The organism is Moritella sp. (assembly GCF_013215705.1).
GTDB lineage: Bacteria > Pseudomonadota > Gammaproteobacteria > Enterobacterales > Moritellaceae > Moritella.
In genome coordinates this window covers 1-24,531 of record NZ_JABSQR010000016.1, presented here as the reverse complement: position 1 = coordinate 24,531, position 24,531 = coordinate 1, and the positions used below count along the sequence as shown (strand labels likewise).

Genomic DNA, 24,531 nt, shown 5'->3' with positions numbered 1-24,531 from the left:
AACAGCCTGACTTTATAAGCGATACTTGCTTAATATTGTCAGGCTGACTTATTTCTAACTATTGAAATAGTGCAAATATTTAAATCGTTAAAATCACGCTTCTTATCAATTCAATCGTCAACTCAGCATCTTTGTAATCAATCGGTATTTGTACCTGCTTATCCTTCTTATCCTTCTTATCCTCTTTAACTATAAACAGAGAAGGAAAATTAGTACCGCCTATTGAACGCGAAAAAACAATTTCGGTTAATAAAGCTTGATGTGTTTGCTCAGATAAAAACGCAGTTTCAAATTGATTCATGTCTAAACCAATTTTTGAAGCCAATTTAATCAAGACGGTATTATCACTCGGGTTCTGCGCATCAAGATAATAAGCCTCTTGTATCGCATTGAGCATCTCCAATTCTGCACCTTGCGCTCGCGCGGCAATAATAGCGCGACAAGCAGGATAAGTAGCACGTCGAGGGGTATTCTCAGTCCAAAATTCATAGTTGAATTTAGTGCCGAGGAAGTTCTCAATCTTCTTCCAATAAGAAGCGATTTGCGCCTGCATCATTTCTGGCATAGGCTCGTCTGTATCAGATGCCAAACCGCCCAATATATAAATAATCTCGACATCATCAGCAACCGCTTTTTTTATTTTATCCCACGTAGGTTTATAACCCCAACACCACGAGCACATGGGATCATAGACGTGATACAGTTTTGGTTTTGTCGCAGCCATTGATACTTTCCTTTAATCATTACGTTCTGATCGATTTTCGGCAACGATATCTGAGTCTCTCTGGGCGTAAAAGTCGACTCTAAAGCTGGTATCATCCGTCATAAATTCGACTTTATGCCAATATTCAGGCGGGGAAATAGCCGTTTCGTCTTGTGCGATAACGATCTCTTGTTCTATCTCGCCTCGCCTTTCGGTAAAACCATAAAATTTTAACGAACCAGCAATAACAATAATTTTGCCGTAAACACCCGCGCGGGTATTATGTAAGTGTAGGAACATTTTAGGGATATTATTAGGCGTAAAGACAGGCGTTGATTTGTAGTTCACAAAATCAGTTGGGATTGTCGGCATAAGCACACTCACTTGTAGAAAACATAATGATTAATAGGTATAAAATATACGCCCATTCTCCATGAGCGCAAGTAATGTGTGGCAACGGTTAGGTCTTACAACCGTAGATGTTAACCGGTAAGCGAGGCGCCACGTGTTTGGATCACATCTCGATACCAGAAAAAACTTTCTTTACGGGTTCGATCTAAAGTACCACTACCATCGTCACGACGGTCAACATAAATAAAGCCATAGCGTTTATCCATTTCAGCCGTTGAGTTAGCCACTAAATCAATCGGACCCCAACTGGTGAAGCCCATAAGTTCAACACCATCTAAAATCGCCTCCCTTGCCTGTACTAGGTGATCGTTCAAATATTGAATACGATAATCATCAATGATCTCGCCATCCGCAGTAATTTCATCACGTGCCCCTAAGCCATTCTCAACAATAAATAACGGTTTTTGATATCTGTCATATAAGAAATTCAATAATATACGCAAGCCTTTCGGATCAATTAACCAGCCCCACTGACTTTTCTCTAAATAAGGGTTAGGTACACTATCGATAATGTTGCCGACTTCTTTTTGCTTGGGATCAGCACTAGCACAACCACTGGCATAATAGCTAAATGAGATAAAATCGACACTGGCTTGTGCAAGCGTCTCTAAATCCCCCTCTTCCATTCTTACTTCGATATTATTATCTCTGAAATAACGCAATATATAACCAGGGTATCTACCACGGGTCTGCACATCACCAAAAAATAACCACTTGTGATTCTCACGTACTGCAGCCATGACATCATCGGGATTACAAGTATAAGGATAATTAAGCGCGCCCAATAGCATATTACCAATTTTAGCATCTGGGATTATTTGTTTACACAGGGTAACAGCTTTGGCACTGGCAAGGAGTTGATGATGAATTGCTTGATAGATAGCTTGTTCATCAGCTGTTTCGGGTAAACCAACACCGGTATACGGTGCATGCAATGACATGTTGATTTCATTAAACGTCAGCCATAATTTGACTTTATGCTGGTAACGTTCGAACACCGTCGTTGCATAACTTTCAAAAAATACAATCAGTTTTCTATCTGCCCAGCCACCGTAGTTTTCAACTAAACCTACAGGCATTTCATAATGCGACAAGGTGACAAATGGTTTAATGTCATGCTTGGCTAACTCATCAAAAATACCGTCATAATAAGCCAGTCCAGCTTCATTGGGTTGGCTTTCATCACCATGAGGGAAGATACGCGTCCAAGCAATCGATAGCCTTAAGCAAGTAAAGCCCATCTCTTTGAAGAGCTGAATATCTTCTGGATAGCGATTATAAAAGTCGATAGCGAGATCTTTTATACCTGGTTTTTTGTCGGTACTTTCTTGATGTTGACTTAAGATACCATGCGGTAATAAGTCCGCTGTAGATAAGCCTTTACCGTCTTGCTGAAATGCACCTTCGGTCTGATTAGCAGCTATCGCGCCGCCCCATAGGAAATCCCGTGGAAATAAATTCATTTGTTCCTCAACTCATAAAACAATCCATGTTAATACGATGATAAACTATAATAAATAATGACTAGTTGAACAGGTTCACATTTTTTAATATTGAGTTTACAATTAATATAATTGCCATAATTAGTATTATGGCATATAATTTATAAGATTATTACGGCTTAATCTAACTAAGCCTTAATCTCTTTTAGCTCAGTAATCAATACTTTAAATACCGTAATCGCATTCAGCATATGTGATACGGCGGTTCTAGACACTTTATCCATCGTCCAAGGTGTCGTTTGATTCTGTTCAAAATAAGCACTGGTTAATACCATTTGCTGGTATTTATCTGTTCTATCAACGATTTCAACAGCCACACCTGTTACATGGGTATTAGAATAGTGCCATGTGGGCACTGTTTGAGGTTTTCGGTCACACGGCGCCACATCATTCGGCGACATATAACAACTTTCACCATGAAATACCAAGTTAAGATTTACCTCTCCTTTATCACCAGATATTGCTTTAAACTTCTTGGCGAGTGGATGATTATTACTAACATGACCAATTAAATAACGCTCATCAGCACTTAAATGAAAAGGAATATGGCTAATATACGGGTTATTATGAGCGTCGATAAATACCAGCGTCGCTAATGGATGCTGTTTAATGATCGTAAGCGAACAAGTCATCTCTTTTGCTGCATCATTATCATGCTTAATTTGAGACATAAGAAAACACCTCTTTACACTGACCTGTTTTTAATAAGTTCGCTTTTACTTGCGGCCACTCGTCGTTAATAATGCTAAACAAGGCAGTGTTTCTATAACTACCGTCTTCTGCACGACGATTCTTTCTTAAAATACCTTCAAACTTACCACCGATACGCGCAATCGCATGACGTGATTGTAAGTTTTTCTCATGAGTACAAATTTCAACACGAGTGAAATCTAATGTTTCAAAAACATATTCAAGCAGTAGATATTTAGCATGGGAGTTAACATGACTACGTTGAAACGCAGGAGAGATAAAGGTGTGCCCGATTTCCAAAGCGCGATCGACGCTATTAACACGAAACAAACGCGTTGAACCCACTATTTTATTGTTCTGCTTGTTAATGATGACAAACGCAACTTGTGATCCAGTGGCCATCTCATTAACCGCGAGACTAATCCAAGCTCGCGCAACATCTTCATTTTGACAATGGTTTGGCTGCATATACCGCCAAACTTCAGCAAAGTTTCCCGCTTTACAAAAATCAGATAAGTGAGCCATTGTTAGCGGTTCTAATTTGATCAATTCACTTTCGAGGCTAATTGGTTGTAGCATAAGTTAGATTTCCTATTCTTATTTTGAATACAGAGTGTTGAATGTTTTCTAATTATGCGTTTATTTGGTATAACTACTACAACCAGAATTAATAAAAATGGTAGACCAGTTTGAAATTACTTAGCCTAACACTTGCCATCAATGCACACATAACTGCACAAACCAATATCGACACTGAACAGAAGATCACGGAACAAAAAAGCAAACGCCGCGCAAAATACTTACTCATCGCCGATGCGTTAAAACAAGCAATTAAGCAGGGACAGGTCGTTCCAAATGAGGCGCTTCCCTCAGCTCGTACATTAGCCACGCAATTAAACGTTAACCGCCATACCATAATGGCCGCAGTCGCAGAGCTGGTTGCCCAAGGCTGGGTTGAGACCAAAGAACGTTCGGGTTATCGGGTCGTTGAGAAGTTACCGATTCAAACGAGCCAGGCGGTCAGTAACACCACTGCCAAGCATCCCGTTTTTGAATGGCAATTTCGGCATAAAAATACCACGGCCCTTGTTCCAACTAAGGGTGCTAGTGCATATAAATACAACTTTTCAGGGGGGCAGCCTGATAACCGTTTATTCCCGTTTAATGAATTCAAACACTATTTTTCACAGCTTTGCCAGCACCCACAATTTACCCATTTAGGCTATGATAATAATGTCGGTGAAACGGATTTAATCACTCAAGTTTCAACATATTTACGTCGTGTCAGGTCGATAACAGATAAAGAAATCATGATTTGTAATGGTTCTCAAGAAGGCCTGTACATGGTGTCTAAACTGCTATTACAAGCCGGAGATAAAGTGGCAGTGGAACAGTTCGGTTATCCACCAGCATGGGCCGCCTTTAAAAGTTCTGGCGCTGAGCTGGTAGTGATAGAACAAGACAATAAAGGCATCGTCCCGAAGCATTTAGCCGCGCAGCTTGCACAGGGCAATATTAAACTCATTTATCTAACCCCGTTACACCAATACCCTACTACCGTCACATTGGATGCCAGTAGAAGAATGCAGATATATCAACTAGCCGCACAATACGGCGTTGCCATTATTGAAGATGATTATGACCACGAGTTTCATTACGACTCTCAACCCATTGCCCCGATGGCGGCTGATGATCCTCTCGGTTTAGTGATCTACATTTCCACCTTCTCAAAGTTAATGTTCGGTGGTGCGCGGATTGGTTACGTGGTGGCAAATAATGCATTAATCACGGCGTTAACCGCATACAAAACGTTAATGAACCATAAGAGTAATGTGCTAATGCAACAAGCGGTCGCTAAGTGGATGCAACAAGGTGGTTTTGAGAGTCATTTAAGACGCATGACCCGCTGCTACCATAAACGCCGAGACTTTTTAGTTAACCTATTACGGGATTATCAACAACAAGGTCTGCCAATCACTTTTGATTGCCCCGCTGGCGGTATGGCATTGTGGGTGGATATGGGCGTATCGATTGTCGGTCTAAAACAAACCTTACTAACCAAAGATGTGTATTTACAGACCGAGGTTGAATTTAATTTGATAACCGGACAAGACAAATCGCAATATCGATTTATTCGGGTGGGTTTTGCTTCTATGAGCGAAGTCGAAATAACGCAGGGAATGAAGATTATCGTGCAAGAATTATATGGTTAACTTAGGTTATGTCATCGAGGACTCTAAGAAAGATAAAGATGACGGTATTCAGGTTCACGATGTGAATATTACCCTTAACAATTTCCCACCTTATGCCTTATCAATGTTAAAATCAGCGCCTAACAACCGATGGTTTAATTAAATAGAAGGGCTTTTTATGCTGCAAAAAGAACTCAGACAAGCAAAGTCAATTGACAATGTTTATAACTCGGCATACTGGCATTTAGCCCAACAGGATTACACGATTGCAGAAATACGCACCAAGCTTGAGCGTAAAACAGAAAATCAAGAATGGGTAGAAACGGTGTTAGCCGACCTGATTGGCAAAAACTATATCAAAAGCGATTTTGACTTCGCAGTGCGCTTTGCAGAATCCGCGTTTAGTAATGAACATGGCAAGTCTGCTATCGCACGTAAATTACGCGCCAGAGGCGTAGCAGTAAAAGACGCGGCAGAAGCCATCGAGCAAGTCATGTATGATGAAGAGATCGATCAATTCGAACTCGCAGCATCGCGATTAAGCAGTTCATTTCAAACCTTTCACTCCACAACCAAAGAGAAAGTATATTCGCAATTCACCACCAAAGGCTTTTCACGCGCCGAAATTGATCACGCATTGTCACTGCACCCCGAAAAAGACACCTTAAGAACTAAACTCGAAGTTAATGCTGAAAAAGCTGACCTTAATAAAGAAATAATGAAGTTGTACCGTAAAGGTAAAGGCAAGCGTTTAATATTAAATGAATTACGCACCAAACTGATTGATGTTGAAAACTTTGAAAATGAAATTTATCAACTTGAAGAAGCCGGTGATATCGACTTTTATCAAAGCTGCCTAGATGTATTAAATAAGAAACGTTACGACATTAATAACAGAACTGAAAAATCGAAAGCTTACGCTTATCTATCCCGTAAAGGTTTCGACTCAGACCAAATAAAAGAAGCACTTAATCCGTCTGATTAATATAGCACCAACTACAATAACTTTAGCCAAAGTACATAAAATTTGTTATACACTTGCGTCACAGTTGCAAAGTACAAAATATAATTAAGGAATTAACAATGACAAACCAACACGCACACAGCGAAGAAGGTCACGTACACGGTCCAGGCTGTAGTCATCATCACGCACAAGCTCCAATCGTAAGAGAAAGCGCTAAAGTAGGTCGTAACGATCCTTGCACATGTGGTAGCGGTAAGAAATTTAAGAAGTGTTGTGGTAAATAATCACACACTTTATTAAATGTACTTTTGGCTAACATAGTAGACGTACTAAATTAGTTTAAAGTAGTACTGTTAATAGCACGACCATATTAATCGTACTAAAAAGCCTCCACAACTATGACTATAGCTGTGGAGGCTTTTTGCTAACTGACTGTAAAAGAGATAACCGTATAGCAGAGTAATAATCAAGTGAAGACACGCTGGACGCTCAATACCGCGCTCACTTTAACTTAACGACATCACCAGATACTGTAGTCTGATAACCATTCAATACCCATGCCCAAAACCAATCTTCTTGGACTTCGACATTAATCAGTGCGTCACCGCCTTGCGTGGCAATTGCTGCATTTTGGGCGCGAACAAAACGGTCATTCTGTTGGATTGGGATGAAGTTAAATAACATGATACCCGTGGCAGTAGCAGAACCGGGTCCAATGACAGTGTATTCACTCTCGTCTAGATTTTGCGTTTTCATCGATGTTCCCGAACAACCGACTAAAATTACCGACGACAACAAAATAGTACTTAATACTTTGACCACTTTCATTAACAAACCCTCACATTGTAGTTAAAGACTATAAATAGACTCAGTCGTTCTAATTCTAGTCACGGCTAAATAAAACGCCCATCAGTAATTATGCCGACCCTTTTATTTACTGACATTCTGTGATTAGCTCGTGTTTTCCAACAAGATTATCGCAGTAAGTTCACCCTTCTATTACTAACAATACACAAAAAAATAATGGTGATCTAAATGGCACTTTAGCCTTAGATGCAACCTACGACTCCAAACAATACCCTTTTAATTTTCTTGTAACACTTTATTATTTCGCATTAACTTGATATAAACATATTTAAAACATTAGTCTGATGTTTGTGTGACATATAAATCTAACATCAGTAACTATATTAGGGTATTAAAGGGAATTATAATGGGTTCGTTATCAGTTCAATGGAAGATAACTTTGCTTTCTGGATGTTGCATTTTGCTTGTCGCAATATCATTAATCAGTTTTACACTTTCATCATCAACTTCCAATCAAGACATCATTCAGATCCAAACCAGCAATTCTGTTGGTGAAAAGTCCGAACAATTACTCATGAGCGAAGCCAATACACAAGCTTCTATCGTGCAAAAATATTTAGATGAAGCAACATACCGTGCAGAAATGCTCGCCGAGAGTATCGCCTTCTTGCAGTATAATGCTGAAGAAAACTTTACCAGTAGTGACCAACTGCGTAATTCAGTCTCTGAATTGTTAAAACGTTCAGTACAAAACTTCGATAATATGCACGCCGCATTTACTACCTTTCTGCCTGATATGCTCGATGGTGAAGACGGTAATTACGCTAACGCCGATTATGTCAGTTCCAATGATAAAGGCCGTTTTTCTGCGTATTGGTATAAAAACAGTCAAAATGAACCGACGCTCACGATTAAAAATGAACGGCAGATCAACAACACATCGCTGGCAGTCAGTGGACAAGCAAACAACTTCTGGTATAGCTGTAGCACTGTCAATAACCGCACGTGTGTCATCGAACCTTACTTATACAATGAAAACGGTGCTTCTCAGTTAATCAGCACCATTACAGTACCACTGCGTAAAGACGGTGAAATAATTGGTGTTACGGGGATTGACCTAAAAATCAACGTACTACAACAATATGCATTGCGCGCTGACCAAGCCTTGTTCTCTGGTGCAGGTACAGTGCAGATTATCAGTAATAACGGTCAGTTGATTGCAACCGATGGTAATGATTCAGCGATTGGGTCACAAATTACCGATCCACAATTAAAACAATGGCTAGTTGATGGCGTAACGCAATCACAATGGAGCAAGGATCAGCAGTCTTTAACTGTGTTCATGCCGATTAAACTAAATGCCGTCAACTGGGGCGTTGTCATTACGATGCCAAGAAAAAACGTGATGGCTGATGCCCTCGCGTTAAATCAACTCATGGAAGTTCAAGCAGCTGAAAGCCTCAAGGTTCAAATCATCACTGGCGTTATTGTCACCCTATTCGGCTTAGTTATTATCTGGTTTGCAGCAGTCCAATTAGTTGCGCCAATTAAAGCTGTCGCCAGCCGTTTACAAGATATCGCAACAGGTGAAGGTGATTTAACCCAACGCCTAGATGTGCGAACCGCTGATGAGATTGGCGAACTCGCGATTTGGTTCAACCGCTTTTTAGATAAGATCCAAGGCACAATAAAAGATGTAATTGAAACCTCTGATGTCATGAGTAAAACGTCGAAACAAGCTGAAAAAATTGCACTACAATCACGTCAAAGTAGCGAATCACAATTTAGAGAAGTTGACATGGTTGCTACCGCTTCTGAAGAGATGACACAAACATCAGCGTTAGTATTAGCCAATGCAGACAGAGCCGCTGAAATGGCCAGTCAAGCAGAGCAATCAGCGCAAAGTGGTCAAGCAATCGTACAACAATCGGCAGATACCATGCAAGAGTTGGTCGAAAGAATGGCGATGGCGGTGCCAATTGCTAACGAGCTAGAAAAAAATGGCGGTAACATTAGTGCCATATTGTCAGTGATTGAAGGGATTTCGGAACAAACTAACCTGCTGGCACTGAATGCGGCCATTGAAGCAGCAAGAGCTGGTGAACAAGGTCGAGGTTTTGCAGTAGTTGCCGATGAAGTGAGACAACTTGCAAGTCGTACTCATGACTCTGTCGATCAAATTCGCGTGGTCATCGAAGATCTACAAAACGGCACGCGCAGTGTGACAACCGCGATATCAGAAGGTAACCACCTTGCTCTTGAAACCGCCACACAAGTTAAAAAAGCAGTGAGCAGCTTAGCGGATATCTCATCGTTTGTGGCTGATATTCAGATGATGAATAGTGAAATAGTGAACGCCGCTAGTGAGCAGAAGACTGTATCAACAGAAGTGAATGTGAATGTCGCTAATATCCGCGACTTAAGCCAATCAATTTTAGATCAGTCTACCGAGGCTGAAAAAGTCGGTCAGACGATTGCCAAATTATCATCACAACAACAAGTATTGGTTGGTCAGTTTAAGGTTGATTAGTATCGGTTCTAACGAATAGAAATAATAGTGACTATCACCAGCTCCATTGTTTGGCTGGTGATTGTCATCACCATGTAACAACTCAACCTTAAGTTATAGCGACATAGTGAGCTGCAAGCTGCTTATTTAGCATGCCTAGTTGACACTTGATTTTATGCTAAAACGATTACTGCCATCACATTGATTTAGTTATTTTTTCATACTTTCACATCATTCTTATCGCGTATCATTAGGGTTTAATAACGCTAGAGGAAACGGCGTTGACCTAGTTAAAAACCTTAAGATAGGAGCTGTATGCTCATGATGCTATCACAAGATACTCTGGATATTTATATCGATATCTTTCTTTACTCAATGCTCGCATTTCCGCCCTGGCTAGTGGTTTTAATGATATTGACATGGATATGCCCAAAAAGCCTGAACGAACGTTACTTTAAATCACCGCACTTTTCAGTTGGGGAGCAAGCTTTTTATGCCAATTTCCCTTTGACCCATTTTAAAATGTTAATCTATGTTTACGCATTAGCAGGGCCAAAGCGATATTATAAAAGAGAGATGACTGCAATTCGTGACTATGTGCCAAAATGGTACTTTTGCGCCGCGATGGTCTGGCTAGCAGGGTTAATTTCAATAATAGTATGTGGTGTTGGTTTAATGATCTTACTACTAATATACATTGAATATTTTCATAATGGCGGGGCTTAACCCTCCCCCTATTTTTACGAGCCTTGCCTAATCAAATCATTTACTTTAAATGCCATATTTTGTATGGCATTTAAAGTATAACCACTAAGGTTTAAGCTTCAACACATTATCAATATCAGCAGCACTATGGCGCTCACTTAACGCTTCCCATGCTTCACCTGATGTACGATTGACAATGCGGCCACGCTGCACAGCAGGACGCTCAGCGATATCCTGAGCCCAACGCAGTAGGTGCTTATAACTTGCAGCATCTAAAAATTCCGCAGCATCATATACCTTACCAAGCACCAAATTGCCATACCAAGACCAAATCGCAATATCGGCAATACTATATTCATCACCGGCTATAAACTTATTAGCGGCAAGTTGCTTGTCTAACAAGTCGAGTTGACGCTTAACTTCCATCGTGAAACGGTTAATTGGATATTCAAATTTTGCTGGTGCGTAAGCATAGAAATGACCGAAGCCACCACCTAAATAAGGTGCTGAACCTTGTAACCAAAATAGCCAATTCAATACTGTTGTGCGTTTGGCGATATCTTTCGGTAATAAATGGCCGAACTTATCCGCAAGGTAAAGCAAGATAGCACCCGATTCAAATACTTCGATTGGCGTATTACCAGAGTGGTCCACTAATGCAGGAATTTTTGAATTGGGATTAATACCAACAAAGCCGGATGAAAACTGTTCGCCCTCACCAATGTTAATAACATGAGCATCATATTCCGCTTCAGTCACGCCCAAGGCTAATAGCTCTTCCAGCATGATGGTTACTTTTTGGCCATTGGGCGTTGCCAATGAATAAAGCTGTAAGGGATGAGTTCCGATAGGTAATGCTTTGTCGTGAGTTGCGCCTGACACAGGACGATTTATTGATGCCCAAGCACCGCCACTGTCTTCATCGTTAGTCCAAACTGTTGGTGGACTGTATTCGCTTTCCATAATTTTTCCCCAATGCTATCTATTTGAGTCAGTCACTCGATACTCGCTTATTTGTCATTTTATACTATCTCGATAAACTATAGAGCTCAAGAACATAAACTAAAACTAACGCCCCCCCCTTACTGCTCAAGCTTAATACGAACAACATCTTCACCATCAATGGCAGCAGGATCCGCACAACACAGTAACTACCCTCATTATCGTTATTTCCCTAAAACATCACGGTGTTTCATTGACTTGTTAATTGCTGAATTCGAGAGTTAAACAACAATCAAATACCTTGCCAGTCGGGTGCAAGTATTGCCATCATGATTTTGTCGATAAACTCACCATTGCGGAAACCCGCTTGTTTCTTCAACCCTTCATGCATATAACCGGCATTCTCATACGCGCGGATGGCCCCGGGGTTATTAGCATAAGCAGTTAATTCAATGCGATGTAGACCTAGCGTATTAAAACCATAATCGGTGATCACCTTGGTTACTTCAGTACCAATACCGTCACCCCAATACGCTTTATTACCAATGAGGATAAAATATTCACCTGAGCGATTGAGCGAACTGATTGACGCGATGCCTGCATAACCAATCAGTTTATCCGTTTCAACACTGCAAATACCAAATGACACGCATGTTTTATTTGCGTTAATACCTGACAACCAGGTTGAAATATCAGCTTTAGACTGGGGATATGCATACGCAGATAGACTAAACTGAGTAACTTCACGATCGCATGACCACGCATAAAATTCCGCACTATCATTAATATCAAGCGATCTTAACTGGGTCTTATTTGTATCTAAAAACATCCTTTATACCTTTCATATTTAACGCTAATTTCAAACTGTACAACTTAAATCAACATAATTAATGATAGTATAAAGCGGCGATTTGGATAAATTAATCACTCAAGATAATAAGCATAGAGCACATCCCTCCAGCGCTAACATGGGGGGTGATCGAAAGTTATATTCCGCCCTGAGTCAGTTTCAGCGGATTGAGTAACTCACTCAATTTTTCACGTGATAATTCAGTGTGTTCTAGCGCCACATCAATAATCGCACGTTGCTCTTTGTAGGCTATCTTGGCAATTTTAGCCGCTAATTGATAACCAATAATCGGATTAAGTGCAGTCACCAAAATTGGATTTTTATCCAAGGCTTGCTCAATGTTTTGTTGCTGTACTTCAAAGGTCGCAATCGCTTTATCAGCTAATAGCACCACGTTGTTGCTTAGTAAATTTAGGCTATTAAGCAAATTGTTAGCAATCATAGGTAACATGACATTAAGCTCGAAGTTACCTGACTGTCCACCAATCGTGATCGCAGTATCGTTACCGATAACCTGTGCACAAACCATCGCCATCGCTTCTGGGATCACCGGATTTACTTTACCCGGCATAATTGAAGACCCAGGTTGCAAGGCTTCAAGCGCGATCTCGCCAAGACCCGACAGTGGACCAGAGTTCATCCAGCGTAAATCATTCGCAATTTTCATCAATGACACCGCGGTCGTTTTTAACGCCCCTGACAATGCCACCGCAGTATCTTGAGAGCCAATTAATGCAAATAGATTGTCCGCTGGGGTAAATTTAAGACCTGTTGCGGCACTCAATTGTTGATTGAATACACGGCTAAATTCGGCGTGAGCATTAATGCCAGTGCCAACCGCGGTACCACCTTGGGCTAGGCGCTGAATAACAGGTTGTAATGCGGTTAGATTGTCAATATTTTGTTTTATTTGTGCACTCCAGCTATGCAGACTTTGGCTCATTTTAATTGGCATCGCATCCATTAAATGGGTACGCCCTGTTTTAACAAAATGATCGACGCTTTGTGCTTTTTTTTCTATCAGTTTAACTAAATGATTAAGTGCTGGTAGCAACTGATTGGCCAGTGCGAGTGCCGCACTTACATGGATGGTACTTGGAATAACATCATTACTACTTTGACCATAGTTAACATGATCGTTAGCACTTACTGATTCGCCAGCTATCTTAGTCGCAAGATAAGCAATAACTTCATTCGCGTTCATGTTCGAGCTAGTGCCAGAACCAGTTTGAAACACATCAACCGGAAAATGCTGCATCATGTCATCCATTTCAGACAAGTCTTTACAGGCCGAAATGATCGCATCTGCGATAGTTGGCGATACTAATTCAAGCTGTTTATTCGCCGCTGCGGCACTGGCTTTAATTTGAATTAAGGCGCGAATAAAACCGACGGGTAATTGTTGACCACTGATGGGAAAGTTATTTACTGCTCGCTGGGTTTGAGCCCCATATAGAGCCGATGATGGCACTTCAAGTTCGCCCATACTGTCTGTTTCTATTCTAAAATTTGTCATTTTCGTCTCCGTAATTATCAGGTGAATAGCACTAATTCAATAACGTCGAATTAGCGTACGATTAACGTAATTTAAAAAGGATGTAGGTTGAATACCTGGGTTACATGTTCATTTATTTGTATATAGTAAGCATTTAGTTGGCGTTTTTTGTCTGTCGTAGTCGCTAATCGTTGCAGTGAGAGTAACGGCTTATTTAGCACTTCATAACATGCTCGGCGCCAATGGCTCGGAAGCTGATTATTCTTTATTGAACGTAAGAGGAGTCCGAGCTGTGCTAAATAAAGAGTCCAGCGCTGTTCGGCATCGAGAGGTGCCGCGATCTGATCACTTAATAGGAAATAAGACAAAAATATGTCGTGACGTTGTGGTAAATCAGCATGCTCAATAGCACTGCCAAGTTGCTCATAATATTCAAGCTCGCAGTCGTCACCTAAGCTGGTTTTAACATTTAATGTCGACAAGTTCATAATATATCCAATCAAACTGCTTATGATAATGATTCTTATTATCATAAACAGTTTGATTGGATATTCAAGAGGATTTTAAATTGAGAATGAATCTTTTGCGGCGAAAATTAATTGGATGAGTCCGTTGAAGCACTTTGCAGATTACAGTCAAGCACTCGCGTATCACTTTCAAGCTGTCGACTCAATTCAACTTCCGGCAACGGGCGAGAAAACAGATAACCTTGAGCGAATCGACAACCCCCCTCCTGCAAAAGTTTTCGCTGCGCTTCAGTCTCCACACCTTCTGCGACCACTTGTAAATTGAGTAAACGTGCCATAGTAACGATCACTTCAACCATTACCTGCTTACTGCTGTCTTGCTCTAAACCATCAACAAACGAACGATCAATTTTAATACCATCAATCGGAAACTGAACCAAGCGCTTTAATGAGCTGTAACCAGTACCAAAATCATCAATGTATATTTTAAAACCCATCGTTCTTAATGCTGACAAACGCTCTGTCACCACTTGCTCATTCATATCCAAGGCACTTTCTGTTAGTTCGAAACGGATACTCTCTGGTACAACGTTGGCGTCGGTTAACAGTCTAGGTAAGGCTTGTAATAATTGATCATCCTGTAATTGACGCGGTGACAAATTAATATTCAGATAAAGCCCTGCATCGGGCTGTAACAAAGATAAACGCCGAAAACCAGCTAATGCCTGAGTAATCACCCAGAGACCTAAGGGTTGAATCAACAAAGATTTCTCTGCGAGAGGAATAAACCGATCTGGGGAAACCTGACCCAATTTAGGATTATACCAACGTAACAAGGCCTCAAAACCTTGAGTTCGGGCATCCTTCAAACAGACGACAGGCTGAAAACATAAACTAAATTCATCGTTGTCCAATGCGCTATGTAGTAGGTCATCAAATTCAATCTGGCGCTGAACTTGTTCATGCAAGGCTAAACTAAATACCTGATAGTTCGCCTTACCGTTCTTTTTCACTTCGTACATGGCCAGCTCCGCGTCTCGTAAAATATCCCTAGCATGCTGATAGTGAGGGCCTAAGAAGGCGAAGCCAATGCTGGCGGAAACCTGCAAGGCTATAGACGAGCCATCTAATAAAACCGGCCGAGTGACTTCATGCTGTAAACGTTCAGCCAGCTGTTTGATGGTCTGTTGAGACATTTCTCCCTCAAAATAAATGACAAACTCATCACCGCCGATGCGAGCAATTCGATCTTTTTTACGTAAAATCTGATTTAATCGGTCCGCTGTTTCTTGCAGAAATAAGTCGCCAACGCCATGACCATAGCCATCATTAATCTTTTTAAAACCATCAAGATCAATAAACAGCACCACGCCCCACTGTTTATTCTGTAGGAACTCTTCTAAAAAGTTCTGACAGGCAGTTCGATTTAACAAGCCCGTTAAGGCATCGTGATTAGCTTGATAGTTCAGCTGCTGTTCATTAAATTTACGTTCGGTAATCACATCCAAGGTGCCTTGATACACGACACAACCATCATCGGCGGTATTTAAATATGCATTTTCTGACAACCAGATAGTATTCCCGTGCCGATCCTCGCCTTCCCATTCATAGTTAAATACTTCTTTATTCTCTAGTAACGTCTGTAAAAATACCTGATACGATTGATGCTCTCGGTGTAACTGCCGACCAATATGCTCAACCGCTTGTTGCATCTGCCGTGGTTCTTCATAACCAAAAGCACGAGCTAATGCCGGGTTAACCTTTAAAAACTGTCCTTCAAGGGTTGCGCTATAAACACCTTCCACCACTTTTTCAAATAAGTTGTGATATTCATTTTGTACTAATTCTAACGAACGTGTTTTCTCTCTAGCGAGTGCTTCAGCACGTATACGGCGATATAATGTATGACGCAACAACAAGACAAACAATAAAATGATTAAGCCAATACCGGTGACAATTAGCGTGGGGCGAGAGAGGTACCACCAAGGCATAGGGGGACTTAAATCAACAAACTGATATCGTAACTGCCAATTTGCATAATTTTGTGTAAAATCAATCCGATATCTAGATTCAGAAGTTTGTTGGCGTAACGAGCTAAATAACAACTCGGTATCTTGCAAGACTTCACGGTAAATTTCCAAACCAAGATTCTGCTTCTGGCTTAGTACTGGCCCTAACAGAATTTGCATCGCAGCATCGAAGTGCGTCATCGCACTCACATACCCCCTCAATTCAGGACCCACCTCACCTTGATCATTCAAAACAAAAACAGGTAACAACAACCGGACTTCAGGCGTTGTCGATTCATCAACGCCCATATTCTCACTGATCACTAACTGCAGGCTGTTATCTTTGGCCGCTAACATCATCCCCTCACGAATACTATCGATATCCGCTAGATTAATCCCCAGCGATAAGCCATTCATTTGCGCTGAAGCGGAATAATAAATAGGGTAAAATACCTCATCTGACCCAACCCGACTGAAACGAAAATCAAAAATACCAGTATTAACGGCTTCCCGAATTAAAGCTGGGGCTTGCTGGTGGCTGGTTTTAGGGATCCATTCGTACACAACAATATCGTAGCCACTTAGCGATGATTGGGCATTAAACTGATCAAATTGTTGGCGAGAGAGTTCAGGTTGATAGGTCATCATACTGCGCAATGCCACTAGGTGTTCCTGCAAGACATCGAGGTTACGCTCAGCAGTATTAAACCCTAGGCTGGCATGTTGATTCAGCTGTTCATAAGCCAGTTGTTGTTCACTCTGCTGTAAGGCCACATACAAAAAGTACAAAGGAAACAACAGAATACTGATTGTAATAAACAACCATAAACGGATATTTTGTGCCAACACTACAGATTACCTACTGGTTTAATGCTCAAATCAGGCAGGTATCATATTGATAATCGTTCTCATTATCAATAATAATTCTTAACTGAGCGTCTTATGACAACCCAAATCTACAAAATACTCGATAAGAACTTCTGCAACCTTGGGTGTGAAGGGTTTTCAAAAAAGTTCTCAGGCACATCATCGACAAGCAGCTGGCCATCTTCCATAAACAAAACTCTGTCAGCAACTTCGTTAGCAAAGCCCATTTCGTGAGTCACCACTACCATGGTCATGCCTTCTTCTGCCAGTGATTTCATCACCTCAAGTACCTCCCCTACCATTTCAGGGTCTAAAGCCGATGTGGGTTCATCAAATAACATCAAGTCTGGTTTCATGGCTAATGCTCTCGCAATCGCGACTCTTTGCTGTTGACCACCGGATAATTGACTTGGGTACACGTCCACTTTTTCTGCTAATCCGACTCGGGTAAGCAAGCTTACAGCGTCTTTTTCAACTTGTTCTTTATCCAAATTAGATACTTTTAATGGCGCCAGCATCACGTTTTTTTTAACTGATAAATGGGGGAAAAGGTTAAACGACTGAAACACCATACCGACGTTTTCACGTAATGCGTTAATGTTGGTAGCAGAGTCATACATATTGATGCCATCAATTACCCGAACCTGATGGTCCAATAATGACCACCACTTCACCACGCTTAACAGTAACGGATACTTTTTTAAGTGCGTGACACTTGTTGGGGTATATTTTATCTACATCGACGGCGATCACCATATCTTCGCCTTTATAATTTGCTCTAGTCACTAGTTGCTAACCTCTTTTCTATGCGCTGAACGCCGAAAGACAACGTTGAAGTAAGTACAAGGTAAAGCGCAGCGACCGCAAACCACACTTCAAATGTAGCGAAACTGCCCGCAACCACTTCCCTGCCAGCTTTCGTTAAGTCTGTGATTGAGATGACTGATACCAAAGAAGAGTCTTTGACCAAGTTAATTAACTGACCTGCCATTGGCGGTAAAGTACGCTTAAATGCCTGAGGTAAAATGACGTAAGTCATCGCTTTTGGATAACTCATGCCTAACGAGCGTGCGGCTTCCATTTGACCAGGTGGAATAGACTGAATACCGGAACGTATAATCTCAGCTATGTAAGCGCCGGTGAAAACAGATAAGGCCGCAATACCCGCGGTAAATCGATCTAAGTCGAAAATCGTCCCTAAGAAAAAATAGACAATAAATATCTGCACAAGTAACGGGGTGCCACGGATTATCTCGACGTATAAAAAAGCAAAATTCCGACTTAAAGGATTCGTAGATATACGCATTAATGCCGCGACTAAGCCAATGATAATCGCAAAAAACAGCGAAATAAGCGACAGTTTAATGGTCATCAACAACCCTTGTAACAGTACCCCCATACTCCGTTGATTGACGCTGGATATTACATCGCCTGAAAAAACAAAATCGCCGTCACTGACAAAGACATCATCCGCGTTGTCGATAATTAAAGCGGGATCACCGTTGTCAAACTCGACTGTAATTATACCGCTGTCATTAATGCTGACGGTACCATCATATTCCGCAAAGGTTTCCCTTGGTGAATCATCTATTATGTAGGGGACAACGCGATTCCATTGCCAAGTATAATCAATTTTTTGCGATGCAGAATAGACTGAATAACCCATAGCTGCCAAAGCGATGACAAACAGTAAATGCCACATCCAATTGTTTTTTTTATAATGCACAAAGCATAATAAAAAAGCGCTTATTTTATTGAATATTTAAAAGACATTAAAAACGTGCGCGGATCTCTTTAGGCTTAAGAAACTCAAGCGGTTTATCTAAAATATGCTGATAAATAACGTTATAGACTAAAACATTTTTGACATAACGTCGGGTTTCTTTATAGGGAATGGCTTCAATCCAACTATCCATCGTTAAGCCTTGCTCTGCCCTGCCGTCTTTGTTGCCTTGCCAGCGATCGACTCGATTCGGGCCCGCATTATATGCAGCAGTGGCCAGTACCCTATTCCCTTTATAACGCTTAAGTAAGCTATCAAAATAGGCCGAGCCTAACTGTACATTGATATCGCCATCGGTTAATTGCGCTCTCCTCTTATAATTTTTCAACCCAATTTTTCGTGCGGTTTCTTTTGCCGTTTGTGGCATCAGTTGCATATAACCACGAGCACCTACCGGAGAGTTAGCAAATTCATCAAACGAGCTTTCCTGACGGGTAATGGCGTAAATATAGCTTGAATCGAGTTTATATCGCTCGGCATTAGCATAAAACAACTGGGGGTTAGCTGCGGGGAAACGAATATTCAAAGCACTCCAACTTTTAGACAGAATACTGGCAACGACCGAAAGATGAGCCCAGCCTTTTTGAAAGGCAAATAGGCCTAACTGCCTTTGCAAATTGATACTTTGATTGCTAATTAAGGCCCGCCACTCACGTTTAAGTAAATACCTATGTTGATGGAAATACAGTTCACCAATATGTGTAAGCTGTGTTTGCAGATGATCCAACTCTTGCTGCTGGCCGCTGACGATATTGGCATTGAATTGGTAATCCAAACCTAATTTCTGCGCGGCCAAAAAACCGTAATAATTACGCTCAGTCGCGATTTGTTGATACAGTTTATCGGCCTGACTTTGTTGCTGTTTATTTTCCAATACCCGTGCTTGCCAATACAACCATTTACTATCGAGTTGCTTAGTCTCGCTCAGCTGCGCCAGCCAGTATTCAATATCGGGCCAATTATTAAATTTAATCGCATAACGGATCCGACGCTCCGTTAATGGTGCATTCCCTAAAGCCGAAAGCGCTTTATCTAACCACGGTAACAACTTGGTTTCATTACGGATCAAAATTCGCGATATAAGATATTTTTTTAAATTGACTTGCTCTGTCGATGTAAAAGACATTTTACGCTCATAAGCGAGATATGCATTTAATCCTAATTCAATATCTTTTTTAGCAAGACGTTTAATGCTGGCGGCTAAAAAACCGTAGCCAGCCTGCGCCTTGTTGTTAAATGAGAGGTCCTTAAATAAAGGACTGTTTAATACCTTTGTCGGTGTTTTATGTAAGGCATATAACTGCTTCGCTAACCGTTTATTATTCTTGTCCATTAAGGTGATTAAATAGGACATAAGGGATGTTTTATTCTTCACATAAGCTAAATGAAAGCGCTGCAAAATTAATGCCTGAGATATTTTCTTACTATCAAGATAATACTGCAAAACGCTATCACAAGCCTTTGGTAAGGAAGATCCCGTTAACCAGGTTTTTTGCACATCTGCCCAAATTTCATCGGCTTGATCACCCGCTAATCGCGCCTGAAAATGATAGCATTTCAAGTCGACTGAATTGGGGAGTCGCGGATAAAAAGACAGATACTCACGCCAATATTGGTTTTTTGCTAAGTAATATAAATAACTTCGCTGCAGATCATAACTCACGCGACGATCAAGGTTATCCTGTATAAAAGCTTGCACTGCCGACAAACTGTTACGACTAAAGTGTGCTTCAAGCTGTTGGTATTCAAGCAGGTAGGTTAATGGGTATGTAGGGATAAGCTTTGTTTTTTGTAACGCTTTGACCCACATGTTTTGAGATTGTAAGTCTACAGCTTGCGTATACAAGCCTCTTTGCTGACTCCACGTAAGCGAGGTCGCAAAATTTGAAAATGAGAATAAAAACAAAGATATAAAAAATATTTTCATCGATTCGTCCGTGAAATACTCTGCTTTAGCGCAGAGAGAGAGATAGCTGTTAAAGCATTATACGTAAAGCCTAGTTAACTATACACCTATACACCGATACTGTATGCAACCAGCTCTGATCCCGTTTAGTATTGGTGTTATTCAAGAGCGTCATTAAGCCAGATTTTATTTTCGCAAGACGCTGGCAACTTAGGTGACGGTAACTGGCATCACATAGTGATGACGTTAAATGGCAACATCTTGGGACTGAATGTTGATGGTACAGATCATGGTATTATGACGGTTATATTACCTGCCAGCAGTAGGTGGTTTTGCAATTTGTTTATTGTACTTCAGCATTTCTACGTCTATTTACTGTAATTAGTACTATATTATTACTAATCAATCCTTTGGAGGAAAAATAGATGAAACTCAATACTATCGATACTTGGCACCAACTACTGCAAACTCGTAATACAGATGCTCTGGATCTGTTACTTTCTGACAAGGTTGTTTTCCACTCACCAGTAACTCATGCACCACAAGCAGGTAAAATAATAACCACTGTATATCTGACTGCCGCACTGGCCGTTTTCGTCAACGAATCATTTCACTATGTCCGCCAGATCATCAGTGATAACGATGCTGCACTGGAATTCGAGGTCGAGATAGATGGCATCTTGGTGAATGGTGTGGATATGATCAAATGGGATGATGAAGGTAAGATCACCGAATTCAAAGTGATTATCCGCCCGCTCAAAGCCATTAACTTAATTCATCAGAAGATGGGGGAATTACTACAGGCAGCAGGATGACCGACTTAGTGGCCTATCGCTTTAAAAATTAATGTTTTTCGCTTTGGTTAACACATAAGTTTCAGTATTCTATAATGGATGGCATTGGAATATCCGCGGTTGCCAAATGTAATCATCCATTAAAAATTCAACCTTAGGTTCCGTGTCATTGATCAAAGCCAGTAACGACACAGCCCTCGATGTCACTCTCACATATTTGTGCCGGCGTTCTACCGATGCAAACAGCAATCAAGAAATGGTCAGCTGTTTTAAATCCACCATCGAGAAGCTAACGCCGCTCCTGAACGTGCCAATTAGACAGCTTCTTGCGTGATGGGCGAAATTCCCTTGCAATTGAAATTGGGGCATAACGACTTAGCGTTATTGCACTCAACCAACGTTTATTTTAGTGTTTGTCGCCAATGGAAATACCTGATGTCATAAACCTCACTCGCCAGTTAATGCTTACAGCACTATCATACTCATAATTAATTTGTGAGGTTTTTATGTTCCGATATCTTCTTTGTAGTTTTACGCTTGTACTACTTTATCCCACTGCCATCGATCTTTATCTTGTTGGTTTGCCACAAATTGCAGCTGACCTAAAAGCAACAGAATCCCAGCTGCATTTTGCTTTTTCTATCTATTTGATAGGCATGGCAACGACAATGCTTATTGCTGGAAAAGTGGCCGACTCACTAGGCCGTAAACCTGTTGCTATTACTGGTGCCGCAATCTTTGCAGTATCATCTATATTGGGTGGCATGGCTGAACATAGTACGCCGTTTCTTATTGCTAGATTCATTCAGGGGATTGGCGCTGGTAACTGTTACGTGGTTGCCTTTGCAATTATTCGGGATACTTTGGATGATATACAACGCGCTAAAGTACTTTCTATGCTCAACGGTATCACCTGTGTTATCCCTGTTATTGCGCCCGTGATTGGTTACCTTATAATGCTTAAATTTCCATGGTCAAGTCTGTTTATTATGATGGCTGTTATGGGGGGTGTGGTCTGTCTATTATCTTTACTGGTACTCAAAGAGACTAAGCCAAACAAGTTAATTGTAATTAATGACATTCATTCAGACCGTCACGCTGCGCAAGAATCATTCTTCGAGCGTTTTTTTATCAGCCGTCTGATTATTACTTCGCTTGGGGTGATGACCATTTTAACTTATGTCAACGTGTCTCCTTTATTAATAATGGGAGAGATGGGTTTTGATAGAAGCGAGTATTCTACCATTGTAGCTGGCACTGCTTTAGTCAGTATGATCACCTCGTTCTCCGCACCTTTTGCTTTATCTATATTTAAAGAACGCACCCTACTACTGGCATCACAAATATTGTTTGCACTATCTGCTGTGGTTATAACATTCACACTTATCTCTAATTTTGATAATCAATTGTATTTAATCAGTTTTGTCCTGACATGTGCGGGTTTTGCCATTGGCTTTGGTGTATCCATGAGTCAAGCTCTTAGCCCATATTCTGCGCGCGCAGGAATGGCGAGTTCGTTGCTTGGTATTACCCAAGTGTCTTGCTCTGCATTGTACATCTGGTTAATGGGAGCTCTTGGCGTAAATTCACTGAATATGCTACTTACAACCTTGATTATAGGTAGCGTAATTAGCCTTGCTCTAATACTATTGATACCCAAACATTCTCACGGTCAGAAATATGAAAAAATCACTAGCCCAGCTTGATTTTAACTTGCTGTATACACTACAACTTTTATCTAAAGAACATAGCGTGTCGAGAACTGCAAAAAAGTTGAATGTCACGCCATCTACCGTGAGCAAGTCGTTGAGAAAATTACGTGATTGGTTTGATGATCCTTTGTTTGTTAAAACCCCGAAGGGGTTAGCACCAACCCCTTTCACACAGAGCATGGAACAAGATCTTTCAGATTGGCTACAGATAAGTCGCCAACTTCTGGATAAACATAGCGGTGATTCGCCAAAAGGCATTCAATTTGATTTAGCTATTGAATCTCCGCTTCTGCTAACCATGCTAAATGAACTAGTCCAAAAAATTCAGCAACATTATACAGACGCAAAAATAAAAACGCATAACTGGGATTACGACTCTTTAGAATCAATTATCCGTGGCGAAACGGATATTGGGCTAACAGGAAGAGAAAGCCATCCACGATCTAAAGAGTCACTACACCTACTTCCTTACTTCATTGACTTTGAAATTCTTTTTTCTGATCTTCCTGTTGTATATTTGCGTAAAGATCATCCTGCCTTACAAGAAGAATGGAACCTCGATACCTTCCTCAAATACCCACATATCAATATCGTTTGGGAGAAGTGTGAAGCTTGGGCGTTAGATGAAGTACTCAGTGAACAGGGACTGAAGCGAGATATCTCGCTTACTATGGCTAGCTTTGAGCAATCATTATTCATGTCGGCTCAACCAAACCAAAATATGATCACGACTGCACCGGCATATTGTCAACATTATACCAAGCAGCAACATCCAGATTTGTTGTGTTTACCCATCCCGGTAGACAAGGTTTATCATGATAAACTGCTAATTCCCTTCACGTTGATTTGGCATAAACGTAACGCTCACAATCCGAAGTTGCTGTGGCTGAAGGAAACTATTAAATCACTGTATTGCATTCACCAATAAAAATTGCGAGTACACAAAGAATTGCGAGTACGCTCTATCTAACACACTTCGGGGCCGTTTCGGCTTAGAGCTTGGGCTTTAAAGGGGATTGTTCGCATTAGATAAAGTACAATGAAATTGAGATTAACGCCCCCATAAGCGGTGAGCAATGCTGGCACAATTTGTTGCGCCTTTTCTTTTGCAACCAATGTGACAGCGTTGCGAATCTGACTTTATGGGCTTGTTGAACGAAGCCGCTGCGCGGCAGAGTCTTTGCCCTACCAGTCATACTAACCAATAGCATCACCATTATGGT

At 41.0% G+C, this 24,531-nt stretch carries 21 protein-coding genes and 1 pseudogene; 8 read left to right on the top strand and 14 right to left on the bottom strand.

The genetic code is table 11. The features are described from left to right. Positions 1 to 79 precede the first annotated feature (79 nt). The 5 genes from HRT96_RS11985 to HRT96_RS11965 form a co-directional block, all read right to left on the bottom strand. Positions 80 to 724, bottom strand: a complete 645-nt coding sequence (locus HRT96_RS11985) for a DsbA family protein (protein WP_293156749.1) — start codon at positions 722 to 724, stop codon at positions 80 to 82. A 12-nt stretch (positions 725 to 736) separates the two neighbouring features. Continuing rightward, positions 737 to 1,075: a DUF1971 domain-containing protein gene (locus HRT96_RS11980; RefSeq protein WP_293138127.1), complete on the bottom strand. Its 339-nt coding sequence runs from the start codon at positions 1,073 to 1,075 to the stop codon at positions 737 to 739. A gap of 110 nt (positions 1,076 to 1,185) precedes the next feature. Then, a complete protein-coding gene (locus tag HRT96_RS11975; RefSeq protein ID WP_293156746.1) occupies positions 1,186 to 2,577 on the bottom strand; it encodes a family 1 glycosylhydrolase in 1,392 nt (463 codons plus the stop codon). 167 nt (positions 2,578 to 2,744) lie between these two features. Continuing rightward, positions 2,745 to 3,287, bottom strand: coding sequence for an FMN-binding negative transcriptional regulator (locus HRT96_RS11970; protein WP_293156743.1), 543 nt, complete (start codon positions 3,285 to 3,287; stop codon positions 2,745 to 2,747). Continuing rightward, positions 3,274 to 3,885, bottom strand: coding sequence for a GNAT family protein (locus HRT96_RS11965; protein ID WP_293156740.1), 612 nt, complete (start codon positions 3,883 to 3,885; stop codon positions 3,274 to 3,276). Before HRT96_RS11965 ends, HRT96_RS11970 begins: the two co-directional genes overlap by 14 nt. A 167-nt stretch (positions 3,886 to 4,052) precedes the next feature. On the opposite strand from HRT96_RS11965, the gene HRT96_RS11960 reads away from it, so the two are divergent. The 3 genes from HRT96_RS11960 (at position 4,053) to HRT96_RS11950 (ending at position 6,746) form a co-directional block, all read left to right on the top strand. Continuing rightward, complete coding sequence (locus tag HRT96_RS11960; RefSeq protein WP_293157017.1) at positions 4,053 to 5,519, top strand: PLP-dependent aminotransferase family protein; 1,467 nt, start codon at positions 4,053 to 4,055, stop codon at positions 5,517 to 5,519. A 157-nt stretch (positions 5,520 to 5,676) separates the two neighbouring features. After that, a complete protein-coding gene (locus HRT96_RS11955; RefSeq protein ID WP_293156737.1) occupies positions 5,677 to 6,483 on the top strand; it encodes a RecX family transcriptional regulator in 807 nt (268 codons plus the stop codon). Between the two features lie 98 nt (positions 6,484 to 6,581). After that, on the top strand, positions 6,582 to 6,746 hold the full coding sequence (locus tag HRT96_RS11950) for an SEC-C metal-binding domain-containing protein (protein WP_293156734.1): 165 nt from the start codon (positions 6,582 to 6,584) through the stop codon (positions 6,744 to 6,746). A 217-nt stretch (positions 6,747 to 6,963) separates the two neighbouring features. Here HRT96_RS11950 and HRT96_RS11945 read toward each other — a convergent pair whose 3' ends face one another. Further along, on the bottom strand, positions 6,964 to 7,290 hold the full coding sequence (locus HRT96_RS11945) for a hypothetical protein (protein WP_293156731.1): 327 nt from the start codon (positions 7,288 to 7,290) through the stop codon (positions 6,964 to 6,966). A 385-nt stretch (positions 7,291 to 7,675) separates the two neighbouring features. Here HRT96_RS11945 and HRT96_RS11940 point away from each other — a divergent pair, with 385 nt between their 5' ends. After that, entirely contained in the window at positions 7,676 to 9,799 is a 2,124-nt protein-coding gene (locus tag HRT96_RS11940; RefSeq protein ID WP_293156728.1) for a methyl-accepting chemotaxis protein, read from the top strand. 300 nt (positions 9,800 to 10,099) lie between these two features. After that, positions 10,100 to 10,504 (top strand): hypothetical protein, encoded by a 405-nt coding sequence (locus HRT96_RS11935; RefSeq protein WP_293156725.1) that lies wholly within the window; start codon positions 10,100 to 10,102, stop codon positions 10,502 to 10,504. An 84-nt stretch (positions 10,505 to 10,588) separates the two neighbouring features. On the opposite strand, the gene yghU is transcribed toward HRT96_RS11935, so the two are convergent. The 8 genes and pseudogenes from yghU to HRT96_RS11895 all read right to left on the bottom strand — a co-directional run bounded on the left by yghU (position 10,589) and on the right by HRT96_RS11895 (position 20,823). Beyond that, positions 10,589 to 11,446 carry a glutathione-dependent disulfide-bond oxidoreductase gene (gene yghU / locus HRT96_RS11930; RefSeq protein WP_293156722.1) on the bottom strand — a complete coding sequence of 286 codons (858 nt, stop codon included), beginning with the start codon at positions 11,444 to 11,446 and terminating at the stop codon, positions 10,589 to 10,591. A gap of 271 nt (positions 11,447 to 11,717) precedes the next feature. After that, positions 11,718 to 12,254: a GNAT family protein gene (locus tag HRT96_RS11925; protein ID WP_293156719.1), complete on the bottom strand. Its 537-nt coding sequence runs from the start codon at positions 12,252 to 12,254 to the stop codon at positions 11,718 to 11,720. Positions 12,255 to 12,411: 157 nt separating this feature from the next. Next, entirely contained in the window at positions 12,412 to 13,791 is a 1,380-nt protein-coding gene (locus tag HRT96_RS11920; RefSeq protein WP_293156716.1) for a lyase family protein, read from the bottom strand. Positions 13,792 to 13,862: 71 nt separating this feature from the next. Further along, positions 13,863 to 14,258 (bottom strand): hypothetical protein, encoded by a 396-nt coding sequence (locus tag HRT96_RS11915; RefSeq protein ID WP_293156713.1) that lies wholly within the window; start codon positions 14,256 to 14,258, stop codon positions 13,863 to 13,865. Positions 14,259 to 14,365: 107 nt separating this feature from the next. Further along, positions 14,366 to 17,095 (bottom strand): EAL domain-containing protein, encoded by a 2,730-nt coding sequence (locus tag HRT96_RS11910; protein WP_293156710.1) that lies wholly within the window; start codon positions 17,093 to 17,095, stop codon positions 14,366 to 14,368. 107 nt (positions 17,096 to 17,202) lie between these two features. Next, positions 17,203 to 17,869, bottom strand: a pseudogene (locus HRT96_RS11905) (amino acid ABC transporter ATP-binding protein). Between the two features lie 22 nt (positions 17,870 to 17,891). Then, positions 17,892 to 18,779: an amino acid ABC transporter permease gene (locus tag HRT96_RS11900; RefSeq protein WP_293156707.1), complete on the bottom strand. Its 888-nt coding sequence runs from the start codon at positions 18,777 to 18,779 to the stop codon at positions 17,892 to 17,894. A gap of 106 nt (positions 18,780 to 18,885) precedes the next feature. After that, entirely contained in the window at positions 18,886 to 20,823 is a 1,938-nt protein-coding gene (locus HRT96_RS11895; RefSeq protein ID WP_293156704.1) for a transglycosylase SLT domain-containing protein, read from the bottom strand. A 404-nt stretch (positions 20,824 to 21,227) separates the two neighbouring features. Between HRT96_RS11895 and HRT96_RS11890 the strand changes: the two genes are divergently transcribed. The 3 genes from HRT96_RS11890 (at position 21,228) to yidZ (ending at position 24,236) form a co-directional block, all read left to right on the top strand. Continuing rightward, positions 21,228 to 21,617: a nuclear transport factor 2 family protein gene (locus tag HRT96_RS11890; protein WP_293156701.1), complete on the top strand. Its 390-nt coding sequence runs from the start codon at positions 21,228 to 21,230 to the stop codon at positions 21,615 to 21,617. Positions 21,618 to 22,102: 485 nt separating this feature from the next. Continuing rightward, positions 22,103 to 23,302 (top strand): MFS transporter, encoded by a 1,200-nt coding sequence (locus HRT96_RS11885; RefSeq protein ID WP_293156698.1) that lies wholly within the window; start codon positions 22,103 to 22,105, stop codon positions 23,300 to 23,302. After that, a complete protein-coding gene (gene yidZ, locus HRT96_RS11880; protein WP_293156696.1) occupies positions 23,277 to 24,236 on the top strand; it encodes an HTH-type transcriptional regulator YidZ in 960 nt (319 codons plus the stop codon). The genes HRT96_RS11885 and yidZ overlap by 26 nt, the downstream gene beginning before the upstream one ends. Positions 24,237 to 24,531 lie beyond the last annotated feature (295 nt).

Coding starts and splice junctions, on each gene's coding strand:
- HRT96_RS11985 (WP_293156749.1), bottom strand. CDS start 724: ATGGCTGCGACAAAACCAAAACTGTATCACGTCTATGATCCCATGTGC.
- HRT96_RS11980 (WP_293138127.1), bottom strand. CDS start 1,075: ATGCCGACAATCCCAACTGATTTTGTGAACTACAAATCAACGCCTGTC.
- HRT96_RS11975 (WP_293156746.1), bottom strand. CDS start 2,577: ATGAATTTATTTCCACGGGATTTCCTATGGGGCGGCGCGATAGCTGCT.
- HRT96_RS11970 (WP_293156743.1), bottom strand. CDS start 3,287: ATGTCTCAAATTAAGCATGATAATGATGCAGCAAAAGAGATGACTTGT.
- HRT96_RS11965 (WP_293156740.1), bottom strand. CDS start 3,885: ATGCTACAACCAATTAGCCTCGAAAGTGAATTGATCAAATTAGAACCG.
- HRT96_RS11955 (WP_293156737.1), top strand. CDS start 5,677: ATGCTGCAAAAAGAACTCAGACAAGCAAAGTCAATTGACAATGTTTAT.
- HRT96_RS11950 (WP_293156734.1), top strand. CDS start 6,582: ATGACAAACCAACACGCACACAGCGAAGAAGGTCACGTACACGGTCCA.
- HRT96_RS11945 (WP_293156731.1), bottom strand. CDS start 7,290: ATGAAAGTGGTCAAAGTATTAAGTACTATTTTGTTGTCGTCGGTAATT.
- HRT96_RS11940 (WP_293156728.1), top strand. CDS start 7,676: ATGGGTTCGTTATCAGTTCAATGGAAGATAACTTTGCTTTCTGGATGT.
- HRT96_RS11935 (WP_293156725.1), top strand. CDS start 10,100: ATGATGCTATCACAAGATACTCTGGATATTTATATCGATATCTTTCTT.
- yghU (WP_293156722.1), bottom strand. CDS start 11,446: ATGGAAAGCGAATACAGTCCACCAACAGTTTGGACTAACGATGAAGAC.
- HRT96_RS11925 (WP_293156719.1), bottom strand. CDS start 12,254: ATGTTTTTAGATACAAATAAGACCCAGTTAAGATCGCTTGATATTAAT.
- HRT96_RS11920 (WP_293156716.1), bottom strand. CDS start 13,791: ATGACAAATTTTAGAATAGAAACAGACAGTATGGGCGAACTTGAAGTG.
- HRT96_RS11915 (WP_293156713.1), bottom strand. CDS start 14,258: ATGAACTTGTCGACATTAAATGTTAAAACCAGCTTAGGTGACGACTGC.
- HRT96_RS11900 (WP_293156707.1), bottom strand. CDS start 18,779: ATGGGTTATTCAGTCTATTCTGCATCGCAAAAAATTGATTATACTTGG.
- HRT96_RS11895 (WP_293156704.1), bottom strand. CDS start 20,823: ATGAAAATATTTTTTATATCTTTGTTTTTATTCTCATTTTCAAATTTT.
- HRT96_RS11890 (WP_293156701.1), top strand. CDS start 21,228: ATGAAACTCAATACTATCGATACTTGGCACCAACTACTGCAAACTCGT.
- HRT96_RS11885 (WP_293156698.1), top strand. CDS start 22,103: ATGTTCCGATATCTTCTTTGTAGTTTTACGCTTGTACTACTTTATCCC.
- yidZ (WP_293156696.1), top strand. CDS start 23,277: ATGAAAAAATCACTAGCCCAGCTTGATTTTAACTTGCTGTATACACTA.